We start from the raw sequence: 12,985 nt of genomic DNA, 5'->3' as shown, positions 1-12,985 counted from the left end.
CGTTCGAGATTTCGAACCGAGTTCGAGATATCGTGTCGAGTGGACGCGACGCTAGAGGACCACCGCGAGAGGTGTCAATGTTTCGATGCGATGACGGCCGGAACGGGCAGGCCGGTCAGTGGGAGCGGGCCCGGTGACCCATCCGGGTGGACAGCGTGGCCGCGCCCTCGCGCACCAGCTCGGTCCACTCCACCTGCGCCTGCGGGGTCCAGCGGATGATCGGCGCGGAGACGCTCATCCCGGCGACGACGGCGCCGGAGTGGTCGCGGATCGCCGCGCCGACGCAGCGCATGGCGCTGTCGGACTCGCCGATGTCGACCGCGATGCCCTCCGCCCGTACGCATTCGAGGTGGGCCCGCAGGCGCTCCGGGTCGGTGATGCTGTCCGGCGTCATGCCGGGCAGGGTGCCCTTCGCCAGCACGGCGTCCAGGGCGGCCGGATCGAGGTCCGCCAGCAGGATCTTGCCGACCGCCGTGCAGTGGGCCGGCAACCGCCGCCCGACCGCGGAGACCATCCGGACCGGGTGCGTGCTGTCGACCTTGACGAGATAGATGACGTCGGGGCCGTCGAGCACGGCCACGTGGACCGCCTCGTTGCAGGCGGCGCCCACGTCCCGGGCGACGCTCTGGGCCTCGCGGACCAGGTCGAGCCGGCCGGCGAACGCCGCGCCGAGCTGGAACAGCGGCATGCCGAGCCGGTACTGGACCGGCTGCCCGGGTACGGAGATCAGGTACGCACGGGCCTCGAGCGTGACCAGCAGCTCGTGGACGGTGGTGCGGGGCAGGTCGAGCCGCTCCATCACCTCGCGCGCCGACAGCTGGGGGCGGTCCAGGAAGAGTTCGAGGACGTCGAGTGCGCGGTTGACCGCCGGTACCACACGGGGCATGTCGATAGTCCCTTCGAAATGCCGGACCGGCACCTGCAGAGGGTGACCGCACACATTTCCCGCATCACTACCCACCGAGGATAGCCAATGCCGATCTCCCTTCACCACCTACGCGACGGCGACACCCCGCGCTGGGCGGTGTGTCAGGACGGCGGGTGGGGCGAGCTCGACGGTACGCTCGCCGGCCTGCTCGCCGTACCGCTCGAGCAGGCCCGGGCCGTGGTCGAGGCCGCCGCCCGCGACGCCCGCGGCGACAGGCCCGGCCGGCAGGTGCTGCCACCCGTGGACGAGCAGGAGGTGTGGGCGGCCGGGGTCACGTACCTGCGCAGCCGCGACGGCCGCAAGCAGGAGTCCGGGCACGGCTCGCTCTATGACCAGGTCTACGACAGCGACCGCCCCGAGCTCTTCCTCAAGTCCAGCCCGTGGCGGGTCGTCGGCGACGGCGACGCCGTCGGGATCCGCGCCGACTCCGGCTGGGACGTCCCCGAGGCCGAGGTCGGCCTGGTGCTCAACGCGGCCGGTGAGGTGTTCGGCTACACCCTGGGCAACGACATGAGCAGCCGGTCGATCGAGGGTGAGAACCCGCTCTACCTGCCGCAGGCGAAGATCTACGACCGCTGCTGTGCCCTGGGACCGGCGATCGTGCCGAGCTGGGCGGCCGGTCCGGGTCCGTTCCGGATCGGGCTGCGGGTGCTGCGTGACGGCCGCGAGGTTTTCACCGGTACGACGTCGACGGCGGAGATGGCCCGCGGCTTCACGGACCTGGCCGGCTGGCTGTTCCGCGCACTGAGCTTCCCGTCGGGCGTGGTGCTGCTGACCGGCACCGGGGTGGTGCCGGACGCCGATTTCACCACCCGGCCCGGGGACACGGTCGAGATAACGTCGGCCGAGCTCGGGACGCTGACCAACCCCGTCGTCGCCGTCGGCGCGGCCACCTCCGGAAAGGGACGAGCATGACCACGATCGAGAGCCTCTCCCCGCAAGCGCCGTCGGACGTCGTCGTCCGCGTTCCCGACACCGCCCCGCAGCAGGTGGCTGCCGCGGCCGGCCGCGCCCGGAAAGCGGCCGCCGACTGGGCGCGCGGGCCGGCGCACGCGCGGGCCGCCGCCCTGCACGCCTGCGCCGAGGCGGTCACGGCCGCGGCCGGCGAGCTGACCGACCTCGTGGTCCGCGAGGTCGGCAAGCCGCGCGGCGAGGCGGGCGCCGAGCTCGGCCGCGGCGTGGCGATCCTGCGCTACTTCGCTCAGCAGGCCCTGCACCCCGAGGGCGAGGTGTACCCGCCGGCGGACGGCGTGTCGTTGCTGCACACCCGGCGCCGCCCGCACGGCGTCGTCGGCCTGATCACCCCGTGGAACTTCCCCGTGGCGATCCCACTCTGGAAGGCGGCGCCGGCGCTGGCCTTCGGCAACACCGTGCTGCTCAAGCCCGCACCGCAGGCGTCCGCGGTCGCGCTGCGACTGGCCGAGCTGTTCACCGGGGTGCTCCCCGACGGCGTGCTGACCGTGCTGACCGGTCTCGGCGGCACGGGCGAGGCGGTCGTCGACACCACCGACGCCGTCTCGTTCACGGGCTCGGTGGCAGCCGGGCAGGCGGTCGCCCGGCGCGCGGTCACCCGCGGCATCCCGGTGCAGTGCGAGATGGGCGGGCAGAACGCCGCCATCGTGCTGCCCGACGCGGACCAGGACGCGGCGGCGACGGCGATCGCCGCGGCGGCGATGGGGTACGCCGGGCAGAAGTGCACCGCCACCAGCCGGGTGATCGTGGTCGGCGATCCGGCGCCGTTCGCCGGGCGGCTGGCCGCAGCCGTGGAAGCGCTGCCCGTCGGCGACCCGGCGGACCCGGCGACGGTGGTGGGCCCGCTGATCGAGTCGCGGCCCCGGGACGCCATCCGGGCGGCGGTGCAGCGAGCCGGGGCGAACGGCGCCCGGCTCCTGACGGGTGCCCGGCAACCCGGCGGCGACGGCTGGTTCCAGGCGCCGACGGTGCTGGCCGGCGTGCCGGCCGGCGACGACCTGCTGACCGAGGAGTACTTCGGGCCGATGTGCGTGGTGCTGGGCGCGGAATCGGCCGAGGCCGCGGCGCGCACGGCCAACAACGTGCGGCACGGGCTGGTCGCGGGCGTCCACACCCGGGACCTCGGGGCGGCCCTGACCCTCACGGACCGGCTGGACGTGGGCATGGTGAAGGTCAACGCCCCGACGACGGGCGTGGACTTCCACGCCCCGTTCGGCGGCGCGAAGGAGTCGAGCTACGGCCCGCGGGAGCAGGGCACGGCGGCCCGCGACTTCTACACGCGGACCGTGACGGTGACGCTCACGCCGTGACGCCGGCCTCCCGAATTTTTTCCGACACGACGCCGGTATAGTTTCCGACGCCCCGTCGAAAAAATTCTGGAGGACCGATGTTCCTGGCTCTGCGCGAACTTCGCTTCGCGCGCTGGCGGTTCACGCTCATGGGTAGCGTCGTCGCCCTCATAGCGGTCCTGGTGGTGTTGCTGTCCGGGCTCTCCTCGGGCCTGGTCAACGACGGCGTCTCCGGGCTCCAGCGGCTACCCGTGACCGCCTTCGCCTTCGATGACGGCACCAAGCTGGACGCGGCGTTCTCCCGCAGCGTGGTGGACCGGGAGCAGCTCGATCAATGGCGCCGGCAGCCCGGCGTACGGGACGCCACCCTCTTCGGCAACCTGCTGGTCAACGCCCGCAGCAGCCGGGACGTGCCCATCGACCTGGCCATGTTCGGGGTCGAGCCGGGCTCGTTCCTGTCACCCCCGGTCGCCGAGGGCGCGGCGCTGGGCCGCCCGGACGGCATCGTGGTGTCCCGCACCGCCCTCGACGCCGGCCTGCGGGTCGGCGACACCGTCGTCATCGACCGGATCGGCGCCCGGTTCACCGTGATCGGCGCCACCGCGGACCAGCGCACCTACGGTCACGTCGACGTCGCCTACGTGCCGCTGGCCGCGTGGCAGCGCCTGCACCAGGGCGCCGGCCCCGGCGAGGCACTGCGCGGCTCGGCGTCCGCCGAGGCCACCGCGGTCGCCATCCAGGCGGACGGCGACCTCGACCTCGCCGCCGGTGACGCCGCGGCCGGCACGACCAGCTTCGACAGGATCGAGGCGTACGGCGCCTCGCCCGGCTACACCGCCGAGACGTCGACGCTGCAACTCATCCAGGCCTTCCTGTACGCCATCTCGGCGCTGGTCGTCGGCGCGTTCTTCACCGTCTGGACCATCAACCGCAGAGCCGAGCTGGCGGTGCTGCGGGCCATGGGCGCGGCGCGGTCGTACCTGCTGCGGGACGGGCTGGTGCAGGCGCTGGTCGTGCTCGGCGCCTCGATCGGCGCGGGGATCGTCGTCGGCGTCGGGCTCGGCGGGCTGATCCGCGGCAGCGCGGTGCCGTTCGCCATCGAGGCACCCGCGGTCCTGACCGCCGGCGTCCTGCTGGTCGTGCTCGGCCTGGCCGGCGCGGCCGTCGCCATCGTCCGCATCGCGGCCGTCGATCCCCTCACCGCACTGGGAGCACAGCGATGAACGACCGTACCGGCCTGACGCTGTCCGGCGTGACCGTCCGTCTCGGCGACGGCGACACGATGGTCACCGCGCTGGACGAGGTGGATCTGACAGTCGCCCCGGGCGAGCTGGTGGCCGTCGTCGGACCCTCCGGCGCGGGCAAGTCGACCCTGCTCGCGGTGTCCGGCGCGTTGACCGTCCCGGACCAGGGCACGGCCACCGTCGACGGCCACGACCTCGCCGGCATGACGGTCAGGCAGCGCGCGGCGTACCGGCGTGACCACATCGGATTCGTGTTCCAGAGCGGCAACCTGATTCCCGCTCTCACCGCCCTGGAGCAGCTGCGGCTGGTCGCCGAGCTCAGCCCTCACCGGGCCGGTGGCCGCAACCCCGCCGAGCTGCTCGCGGACGTCGGCATGACCCACCGGGCCGGCCGCCGGCCCCACCAGCTCTCCGGCGGCGAACGCCAGCGGGTCGGCATCGCCCGCGCGCTGATGGGGCGACCGAAGCTGCTGCTGGTGGACGAACCGACCGCCGCGCTGGACCGGGCGCGCAGCCACGAGGTGGTGCAGTTGCTGGCCCGGGAGACGAAGGAGGCGGGCGTCGCTACCGTTATGGTGACCCACGACCACGACGTGCTGGAGCACTGCGACCGGGTGACCGAGATGATCGACGGCCGGTTGTCCGCCGGCTGAGCGACGCGAAAGGGGAGGACCCGTGCCGCGCATCGACGCACCGACGGTTGCGGAGCACCGCGCCCGACGCCGCCGGGTCCTCCTCGACGCCGCCCGCGCCCTGCTGGTGGACAACCCGCACGAGGCGCCGAGCCTCACCGCCGTGGCGACCCGGGCCGGGCTGCCCCGTTCCACGGTGTACGAGTACTTCCCTTCCGGCAAGGAGCTGCTGCTCGAGCTGGTCGGGGAAGTCCTGCCGAACTGGTCACACCGCGTCAACGCCGCGATGGACGCCGTCGGCTCCCCGGGTGAGAAGGTGCTGGCGTACGCCACCACGAACCTGCGCCTGGTCGCCGAGGGCGAGCACGCTCTGGCCACCGCGCTGATCCAGTCCGTACCGGGTGAGCAGGTCGACGCCAGCACCCGGCTCATGCACGACCGGATGAGCCGGCCCCTCTGCGCCGCTGTCGAACAACTGGGCGTGCCCGACCCCGCCGCCACCGCGCGCCTGATCAGCTCGGTGGTCTACACCGCCAGCCGCATGATCGAGGAGGGCGCGGACACGACCGCGGTCGACGCCCGGGTCCGGGAGCTCCTGGCCCCCTTCCTCCTCAGCCACGACGGTCCCGCCGCCTAGCCCGCCCCGGTGTCCGGCGGCAGCGCTCGGTAGGCCGGCCGCAGCACCTCGATCAAAGGCACGCCGCCCGGGCGCAGCGGTGGCGGGTCGAGCTGGTCCAGCAAAAGGTCGGGCCGGCCGCCGTCCGGCACCGGCAGCGCCGCTGGGGCCGGCGCGCCGCCCCAGAAGTCCGCGATGTCACCCAGCCCGGCCGGCTCGGCCGCGGGCTCCGGCGGCGGCAGGTGTGCCGTCGTGCCCCGCAGCTGGCTGAGCCGGGTCAGCAGCTCGTCGCGGCCACGCCCGCGCCAGGTGAAGACCCCGAACGGATCCGTCTCGAACGACTCGGCCAGCGCGTAACAGGTGGCGGCCAGGTGCACGCACGGCATCGGCCAGCGCTCGCAGGAGCAGTCCATCGCCACCTCGTCCAGCGACAACGGCAGCAGCGTCAGCCCGGCGCGGGCGAACACGGCGTCGATGTCCGCGGGCATCCGGCCGGCCAGCAGCTCGGCCACGTACCGGGCCTGGGCCGCCAGGTCGTCCTCGACCCGGGCCCACTCCGCGGCGCCGAAGGCCCGCACGGCGATCCGCGACCGGAACGCCGCCGGGTCGTCCGGCCCGCGCACCTGGGCGGCGACCAGGCTGCCCGAGATGGCCAGGTGCCGGACGTGCCCGGCCCGGGCGTCGCGGCGCCCGCGGGCGAACGTCGGCGCCATCCGCAACGACTCGAACATGGCGACGAAAGCCGCCGAGAACCGCTCACTCACCGACGGCCTCCGGGGACAGCGCCAGCAGCGAGCGCAGCTCGTCGGTGCTCAGGCCGGTGAGCCAGCCCTCGCCGTTGCCGACCACGCGCTCGGCCAGCACGCCCTTGTCGCTGATCAGCCGGTCGATGCGCTCCTCCAGGGTGCCGAGGCAGACCAGGGTGTGCACCTGCACGTCGCGGTGCTGCCCGATGCGGAACGCCCGGTCGGTCGCCTGGGTCTCGGTCGCCGGGTTCCACCAGCGGTCGACGTGCACGACGTGGTTGGCCGCGGTGAGGTTGAGCCCGGTGCCGCCGGCCTTGAGCGACAGCACGAAGACGCCCGGCCGCCGGTCCGCCTGGAACGCCGCCACCATCGCGTCCCGCTCCCGGCGCGACGTGCCGCCGTGCAGGTAGCGCACCGGCACGCCGAAACGGGCGGCCAGGTGCGGCGCCAGCATCGCGCCGAAGCGGGCGAACTGGGTGAAACACAGTGCGCTCTCCCCCTCGGCCAGCGCGGCGTCGAGGATCTCCTCGAGCCGTTCCAGCTTGCCGGAGCGCCCGGGCAGCGGGGAGCCGTCGCCGAGCAGCTGCGCCGGATGGTTGCAGACCTGCTTGAGCTTGGTCATCGCCGACAGCACGATGCCCTTGGTGCGGATCTCGGTCTCCTCCCGCAGGCGCTCGGTCATCTCGTTGAGCACGGCCTGGTAGAGGGTGGCCTGCTCGACGGTCAGCCCGCACAGGTGCCGGGTGTGCCGCTTGTCGGGCAGGTCGTCGATGACGGCCGGATCGGCCTTGACCCGGCGCAGCAGGAACGGCCGGGTGGCGTGGCGCAGCCGGGCGGCGGCGTCCTCGTCGGCGTACCGCTCGATCGGGACCGCGTAGCGGGCGCGGAAGGTGTGCGCGCTGCCCAGCAGCCCCGGGTTGAGGAAGTCCAGAATGGACCAGAGCTCGGCCAGCCGGTTCTCCACCGGGGTGCCGGTGAGGGCGACCCGGTGCCGCGCCGGGAACCGGCGCACGGCCCGGGCCACGCCGGCGGCGCTGTTCTTGATGTGCTGAGCCTCGTCCAGCACCACCCGGTCCCAGGCCACGGCGGCCAGGGCGTCGGCATCGCGGGTGGCGATCGCGTACGTCGTCAGCACCACGTCCGCCCCGTCGAGCAGCTCGGCCGGCTCCGGCCGGTCGGCGCCGTGCAGCACCCGCACCCGCAGACCCGGCGCGAACCGGGCGGCCTCACGCTGCCAGTTGCCCAGCACCGACAGCGGGCAGATCAGCAGCGTCGGCCCGCCGCCGCGGTGCAGCAGCAGGGCCAGCAGCTGCACGGTCTTGCCCAGGCCCATGTCGTCGGCCAGGCAGGCCCCCACGCCGAGCCCGTCGAGAAAGGCCAGCCACGAGAAACCCCGCAACTGGTACGGCCGCAGCTGCCCGGCCAGCCCCACGGGCGGCGCCAGCAGCTCGAGCCGCTCCCCCAGCCGCCCGGCGAGCAGGTCGGCCAGCCACCCGTTGCCGCCGAACGCGGTCACCGGCAGCGGCAGCTCCTCGGGCGGCAGCAACCGGACCAGGCGCAACGCGTCCCCGGCGGTCATGGTCCCGCCCCCGCGCCGCAGGAACTCCAGGCCGGCCCGCAACCGCTCCGGGTCCAGGTAGACCCAGTGGCCGCGCAGCCGCACCAGGGGCACCTTGACCCGGGCCAGGTCGGCCAGCTCGTCCTCGGTCAGGATGCGCCCGCCCAGGGCCAGACCCCAGTTGTAGCTGACCATGGTGCCCAGATCGGCGGCGTCGTCGCGCAGCACCGCCGGGGCGGCGTCCCGGGGCCGGACCTCGAGGGCCAGCCCCAGGCTGCGCGGCTCGCGCCACCAGGCGGGCAGCAGGATGCCGTAGCCGGCCTGCTCGAGCAGCGCGGCGTGGCTCAGGAACCGGTGCGCGCCCTCGGTGTCCAGGACCAGCTCGGCCGGCCGGGGGTCGCGCAGGGCGGCGTCGAGGTCGCCGAAGAGCCGGGCGGCCCGGCCCAGGCCGGCGAGCAGGCGCTCGTGCGGGTGGTGGGTCCAGCGGCGCAGCGGGGCGCTGCGGTCGCGCCAGACGTCGGCGGCGGTGACCAGGAGGCTGGGCTCGTCGAGCGGTTGGAGGAGGAATTCGAGCAGCCAGGCGTCCTCGGCGGGGGCGGGTTCCGGGATGGGAGGGGGTTCCGGGATCGGAGCAGGCTCCGGCTCGGGAGCGACCGGCCCGGAAGGGTCGGATCCGGATGCAGCAGTCCCTAGCGAGGCGGACCCGGGCGCGGCAGGGCCGGACGCTGCGGACCCGAGCGCGGCGGACCCGAGCGCGGCGGACCCGGGCGGAACGAATCCCGGCGCGGCAGTGCCGGACGCAGCGGACCCGAGCGTGGCAGGGCCGGACGCAGCGGACCCGAGCGTGGCAGGGCCGGACGCAGCGGACCCGAGCGGAACGGACCCCGGCGCGGCAGTGCCGGACGCAGCGGACCCGAGCGGAACGGACCCCGGCGCGGCAGTGCCGGACGCGGCGGGCCCGAGCGGAACGGACTCGGGCGCGGCGGTGCCGGACGCTGCGGAGCCGGACGCTGCGAAGCCGGGCGCGGCGGGGACCGCAGCGGTTGGGCGTCCGGGTGGGGATCCGCCCGGCTGGGCGGCGTCGGTGGCGTCGGGCGCTGCGGTGGCGGTGGTGGCGTCGGGCTCGTCCGGTTCCAGCTCGCTCAGGTGGGTCAGCCGGAAGCAGACCCGCACGGCCGCGCCGCTGGTCGCCTCGGCGTGCCATGCGTCGAGGGCGTCGGTGAGCGGGTCGAGCTCCCGCGGCCGGGCGTCGAACTCCGGCTCGGCCGCGAGGGCGGTCAGCCAGGCGGCGCCGTCGAGGGTCACGCCGGCCTCGGCGAGCCTGGTGCGGACCAGGCCGTCGACGAGGCGGTGCAGCGCGGCGTGCAGCGTGTCGGCCGCGGGGAGGCCGTCGACGTCGCCGGGGCGGGCCCGCTCGGCCCGGCAGGCCGGCGGCATGCGGCGGACCAGGTCGGCCCGGCGGGCGGCGTCGGCGCCGGTCAGGACGGGACGCCAGACCGCGCGGGGGCGGGGGCCGTCGCGCAGCACGCCGGGCAGGACCCGGCCGCGCGCCACCAGCGAGGCGGCGAACGCGCACAGCTCGCTGAGATAGGCCAGCGAGGGCGCGGCGCGGCCGTTGTACTCGTCGGCCAGGTCGTCGGTGACGAACGGCACGGCGACCGCCGGCACGGACCACGCCCGCAGCCGGGGCTCGCCGCGGCGGGGTGGCAGCCCGAGCTGGGGTGAGGGCAGCGGGCCGGTGCTGGTGGACGGCAGCACCAGCGTCGCGGGCCGCGCCGGACCGGCCAGCCGCACGGCGAAACCGTGCTCCGGCGGGGATCCCCGCGGCCGCCCCGGTTTCGCGCCGGCACGCCGATCGCCCGCACCGGAGCGGCCGGGCGCGGCGGCATCCGCCCCAGCGGCTGGGGAGCCGGCAAAGGCGGCCTGCACGGGCCCGGCCGAAGAGCCAGCCCCGCCGGCATGCACCGGCCCAGCCGAGCAACCGGCCCCACCAACACCCAGCGGATCAGCCGAAGAACCGACCCCACCAGCACCCAACGGCCCAGCCCAGGGACCGGCCCCATCAGGACCCAACAGCCCAGCCGAAGAACCGCCACCCAACGGCCCGACCGAAGAACCGACCCCGCCGGTATGCAGCGGCCCGGCCGAAGAACCGACCCCACCGCCACCCCACGGCCCAGCCGCAGAACCGACCCCACCAGCACCCAACGGCCCAGCCGAAGAACCAACTCCACCGGCATGCACCGGCGCCGCCGAGGAACCAACCACACCAGGCGAGGCGCGGTCGGTCTCGCCCCACAGACACAGCGTCCCGTCGCGGGCGATGAAGCCGTGCAGGACCGTGACCGCAGCCCCGGGTGCCGTCATGCGAGCTGCCAGCTGACGGCCGGCGGTCGTACCCGGGCGCAGACCGGACCGCCGTCGGCGCCGGTGAGGCCGAGCCGGGCCACCAGCACCCCGCCGCCCTCGTGCGCCGCGCGCAGCAGCTCCGTCGGGATGTCGCCGAACATGAGCTTGGCCCGGCGGAACCCGCCGAACGTGTCGCCGTCGACCGCGCCCCAGCTCAGGTAGAGGAAGCGGGCGCCCGGCCGGCCGTGCACGTACGGACCGCCGACGTCGAGCAGCCCGTCGACCTCCCGGCTGGTGACCTCGAACTCCCACACCGCGCCCGCGGCGTCGGCGCGGAACCGGTCGACGACCTCGCTCTTGCGCTGCACCCCGACGTGCACGTTGCCGAGCCGCAGCGGGTCGGCCTGCGCGGCGCCGGGGCGTCCCGGCAGCTCGCTGCCCTCGATCCGGATCTGCACGCTCTGCACTCTAGGCCGACCCCCCGACAATTCCGCCCGCGGCGACGCCGGGCGACCGCAGACCGGACAGGCACCCGGCCGGCGGGCGGAAGCCCCGCGCCCCGGGATCTCGCGCATGCCACGATGACCGGGTGACTTCGCTGCCGCCCGACGCGGACGCCGCGGCCCCCGCCGCCGATGCCCGACCGCCGGCGTCCGGCGCGGCCGCGGTGGTCCGGACCTCGGTGCTGCTGCTGGCCTACTTCGCCTTCATCAGCCTCGGGCTGCCCGACGGCCTGCTCGGCGTGGGCTGGCCGTCGATCGCCACGGAGTTCCGGGTCGGCACCGACACGGTCGGCCTGCTGCTGTTCGCCGGTACGGCCGGATACCTGGTGTCCAGCGTCGCGGCCGGCTTCAGCATCGCCCGGCTCGGCGTCGGCCGGCTGCTGGCCGCCAGTACGGCGCTGGCCAGCATCGCGCTGGCCGGCTACGCCGTCTCGCCGGGCTTCGCGTTCCTCGTCCCGTGCGCCCTGATCGCCGGCTTCGGGGGCGGGGCCATCGACGCCGGGCTCAACGCGTACGCCGCCGGCGCGTTCGGTCCCCGGCACATGAACTGGATGCACGCGTTCTTCGGCCTGGGCGTCGCCATCGGGCCGCTGATCATGACCGCCGTGCTCAGCGCCGGGCTCTCCTGGCACTGGGGTTACGGGATCGTCGCTTCCGGCCAGGCGCTGCTGGCCGGGGCGTTCGCCCTGACCCGCCGGTCGTGGGCCCAGCACCGCGCCGGGTCCGCGGCCGCCGCCGCGGAGGTGCGGGCCGGGGCGCGGCCGGCCGGGCCCGCCGCCACCCTGGCGCTGCCCGCGGTGTGGCTCAGCGCCGCCGCCTTCGCCGTCTACGTGGCCCTGGAGATCACCGCCGGGCTGTGGGCGTTCCTGTTCCTCACCACCGAGCGCGGGGTCGGCGCGGGCGTCGCGGGCGTGTGCGTGTCGGCGTACTGGGCGAGCCTGTTCGCCGGCCGGGTGGTGCAGGGTTTCGTCGTCGAGCGGGTCGGCACCGCCCGCATTCTCCTCGGCAGCCTGCTCGGCCTGGTGCTCGGCGCGGTGCTGGTGACGGTGCCCGGCCCGGGCTGGCTGGCGGTGGCCGGGCTGATGGTGGTCGGCTTCGCGGCGGCGCCGGTGTTCCCGTTGCTCACGCTGACGACCGCGGACCGCGTCGGCGCGGCGCACGCCGACCGGACGATCGGCGTGCAGATCGGCGCGTCGGGGCTGGGCGGCGCGCTCATCCCGGCCGGGGTCGGTGTGCTCATCGACCGGGTGGGCGAGCAGGTGTACGGCCCGGCCCTGATCGTGCTGTCGGTGGTGCTGCTCGGGCTGTACACGACCACCCGGCGCCGCCGCTCGCCGGGCGCCTAGCCGGCGTTGGCCTTCTCGACCATGGCGGCGTAGCGGCTCAGGTACAGCGGCCAGCCCTCGTCGTGGGCGACGCCGTCGCGGACGGACTCCCAGCCGGGGCCGTGCCGGTCGAGGTGGCGGTGCTCCAGCTCGACCCGGGTGCGCTGCGGGGTCTCGGCGACGAACCGGACCTCGACCTCGCTGGCGTTCCCCGGGTCGGTCTCGAGCTGCCACTGCGGGCTGATGTCCCAGCTGAACACGACGCGGTCGGGCGGGTCGCAGGCCAGCACGCGCGCCCAGTGGCATTCGCTGCCGTCGACGCCCCGGTCGTAGATGTGGCCGCCGGGCTTGGCCTCGAACACGGTCTCGGCGATGGGCGTCTGCAGCAGGTTGTGCTCCGGCGGCTTGAAGTCGCCGAACCGCTCGGTGAACAGGGTGAAGGCGCGTTCGATGGGCGCCTGGACGACGATCTGCCGGCGGACCACGGTTGTCTCGGTCATGACGTCTCCTCGCTGGGTGGGTCGGCGACGTCCCGGTAGCCCTCCAGCGCGCGGGTCCAGAACGTCTCGAGCTGATCGCGCAGCGCGCCCACGCCGGCGGGGTTGAGCCGGTAGACCCGGCGGGTGCCGGCCGCGCGGTCGCTGACCAGCCCGGCCTCCTTGAGCACCTTGAGGTGCTGGGAGACCGCGGGCCGGCTGATCGGCAGCACGTCGGCCAGCTCGCCGACGGCCCGGGGGCGCTCGGCCAAGCACTCGAGGATGGCGCGCCGGCTCGGGTCGCCCAGGGCGTCCCAGCCGTCCTCCGCTTGGTAAGTAGCCACGAA

Annotated in this window: 12 protein-coding genes; 6 read left to right on the top strand and 6 right to left on the bottom strand. The window is 74.9% G+C overall.

Features of this window, described 5'->3' with window-relative positions; genetic code table 11:
• Positions 1–115: 115 nt before the first annotated feature.
• Entirely contained in the window at positions 116–886 is a 771-nt protein-coding gene (locus Ani05nite_RS10420) for an IclR family transcriptional regulator (protein ID WP_203767205.1), read from the bottom strand.
• A gap of 87 nt (positions 887–973) precedes the next feature.
• Here Ani05nite_RS10420 and Ani05nite_RS10415 point away from each other — a divergent pair, with 87 nt between their 5' ends.
• The 5 genes from Ani05nite_RS10415 (at position 974) to Ani05nite_RS10395 (ending at position 5,702) form a co-directional block, all read left to right on the top strand.
• The gene (locus tag Ani05nite_RS10415; RefSeq protein WP_203767202.1) at positions 974–1,843 is read left to right on the top strand and encodes a fumarylacetoacetate hydrolase family protein; all 870 of its coding nucleotides are present in this window, start codon (positions 974–976) and stop codon (positions 1,841–1,843) included.
• Positions 1,840–3,210, top strand: coding sequence for an aldehyde dehydrogenase family protein (locus tag Ani05nite_RS10410; RefSeq protein WP_203767198.1), 1,371 nt, complete (start codon positions 1,840–1,842; stop codon positions 3,208–3,210). Before Ani05nite_RS10415 ends, Ani05nite_RS10410 begins: the two co-directional genes overlap by 4 nt.
• A gap of 77 nt (positions 3,211–3,287) precedes the next feature.
• Positions 3,288–4,412 carry an ABC transporter permease gene (locus Ani05nite_RS10405; protein WP_203767197.1) on the top strand — a complete coding sequence of 375 codons (1,125 nt, stop codon included), beginning with the start codon at positions 3,288–3,290 and terminating at the stop codon, positions 4,410–4,412.
• Positions 4,409–5,086 (top strand): ABC transporter ATP-binding protein, encoded by a 678-nt coding sequence (locus Ani05nite_RS10400; RefSeq protein WP_203767195.1) that lies wholly within the window; start codon positions 4,409–4,411, stop codon positions 5,084–5,086. Before Ani05nite_RS10405 ends, Ani05nite_RS10400 begins: the two co-directional genes overlap by 4 nt.
• Before the next feature lie 22 nt (positions 5,087–5,108).
• On the top strand, positions 5,109–5,702 hold the full coding sequence (locus tag Ani05nite_RS10395) for a TetR/AcrR family transcriptional regulator (protein ID WP_203767193.1): 594 nt from the start codon (positions 5,109–5,111) through the stop codon (positions 5,700–5,702).
• On the opposite strand, the gene Ani05nite_RS10390 is transcribed toward Ani05nite_RS10395, so the two are convergent.
• The 3 genes from Ani05nite_RS10390 to Ani05nite_RS10380 all read right to left on the bottom strand — a co-directional run bounded on the left by Ani05nite_RS10390 (position 5,699) and on the right by Ani05nite_RS10380 (position 10,792).
• Positions 5,699–6,445: an SWIM zinc finger family protein gene (locus Ani05nite_RS10390; RefSeq protein WP_239129615.1), complete on the bottom strand. Its 747-nt coding sequence runs from the start codon at positions 6,443–6,445 to the stop codon at positions 5,699–5,701. The two genes, Ani05nite_RS10395 and Ani05nite_RS10390, sit on opposite strands and share 4 nt — an antisense overlap.
• Positions 6,438–9,779 (bottom strand): DEAD/DEAH box helicase, encoded by a 3,342-nt coding sequence (locus Ani05nite_RS40920; RefSeq protein ID WP_239129613.1) that lies wholly within the window; start codon positions 9,777–9,779, stop codon positions 6,438–6,440. The genes Ani05nite_RS10390 and Ani05nite_RS40920 overlap by 8 nt, the downstream gene beginning before the upstream one ends.
• 569 nt (positions 9,780–10,348) lie before the next feature.
• Positions 10,349–10,792 (bottom strand): DUF5990 family protein, encoded by a 444-nt coding sequence (locus Ani05nite_RS10380; RefSeq protein ID WP_203767191.1) that lies wholly within the window; start codon positions 10,790–10,792, stop codon positions 10,349–10,351.
• Between the two features lie 131 nt (positions 10,793–10,923).
• Between Ani05nite_RS10380 and Ani05nite_RS10375 the strand changes: the two genes are divergently transcribed.
• Entirely contained in the window at positions 10,924–12,183 is a 1,260-nt protein-coding gene (locus tag Ani05nite_RS10375; protein WP_239129609.1) for an MFS transporter, read from the top strand.
• Here the strand turns inward: Ani05nite_RS10375 and Ani05nite_RS10370 are convergent.
• Together Ani05nite_RS10370 and Ani05nite_RS10365 are read right to left on the bottom strand one after the other, a co-directional pair.
• Entirely contained in the window at positions 12,180–12,662 is a 483-nt protein-coding gene (locus Ani05nite_RS10370) for an SRPBCC family protein (RefSeq protein ID WP_203767190.1), read from the bottom strand. The genes Ani05nite_RS10375 and Ani05nite_RS10370 overlap by 4 nt on opposite strands.
• Positions 12,659–12,982 (bottom strand): ArsR/SmtB family transcription factor, encoded by a 324-nt coding sequence (locus Ani05nite_RS10365; RefSeq protein ID WP_203767188.1) that lies wholly within the window; start codon positions 12,980–12,982, stop codon positions 12,659–12,661. Before Ani05nite_RS10365 ends, Ani05nite_RS10370 begins: the two co-directional genes overlap by 4 nt.
• Between the last annotated feature and the right edge of the window lie 3 nt (positions 12,983–12,985).

Source organism: Actinoplanes nipponensis, from assembly GCF_016862275.1.
GTDB classification, from domain to species: Bacteria; Actinomycetota; Actinomycetes; order Mycobacteriales; family Micromonosporaceae; genus Actinoplanes; species Actinoplanes nipponensis.
The sequence above is the reverse complement of the archived record's forward strand: the minus strand, read 5'-3'. Positions and strand labels throughout refer to the sequence as shown.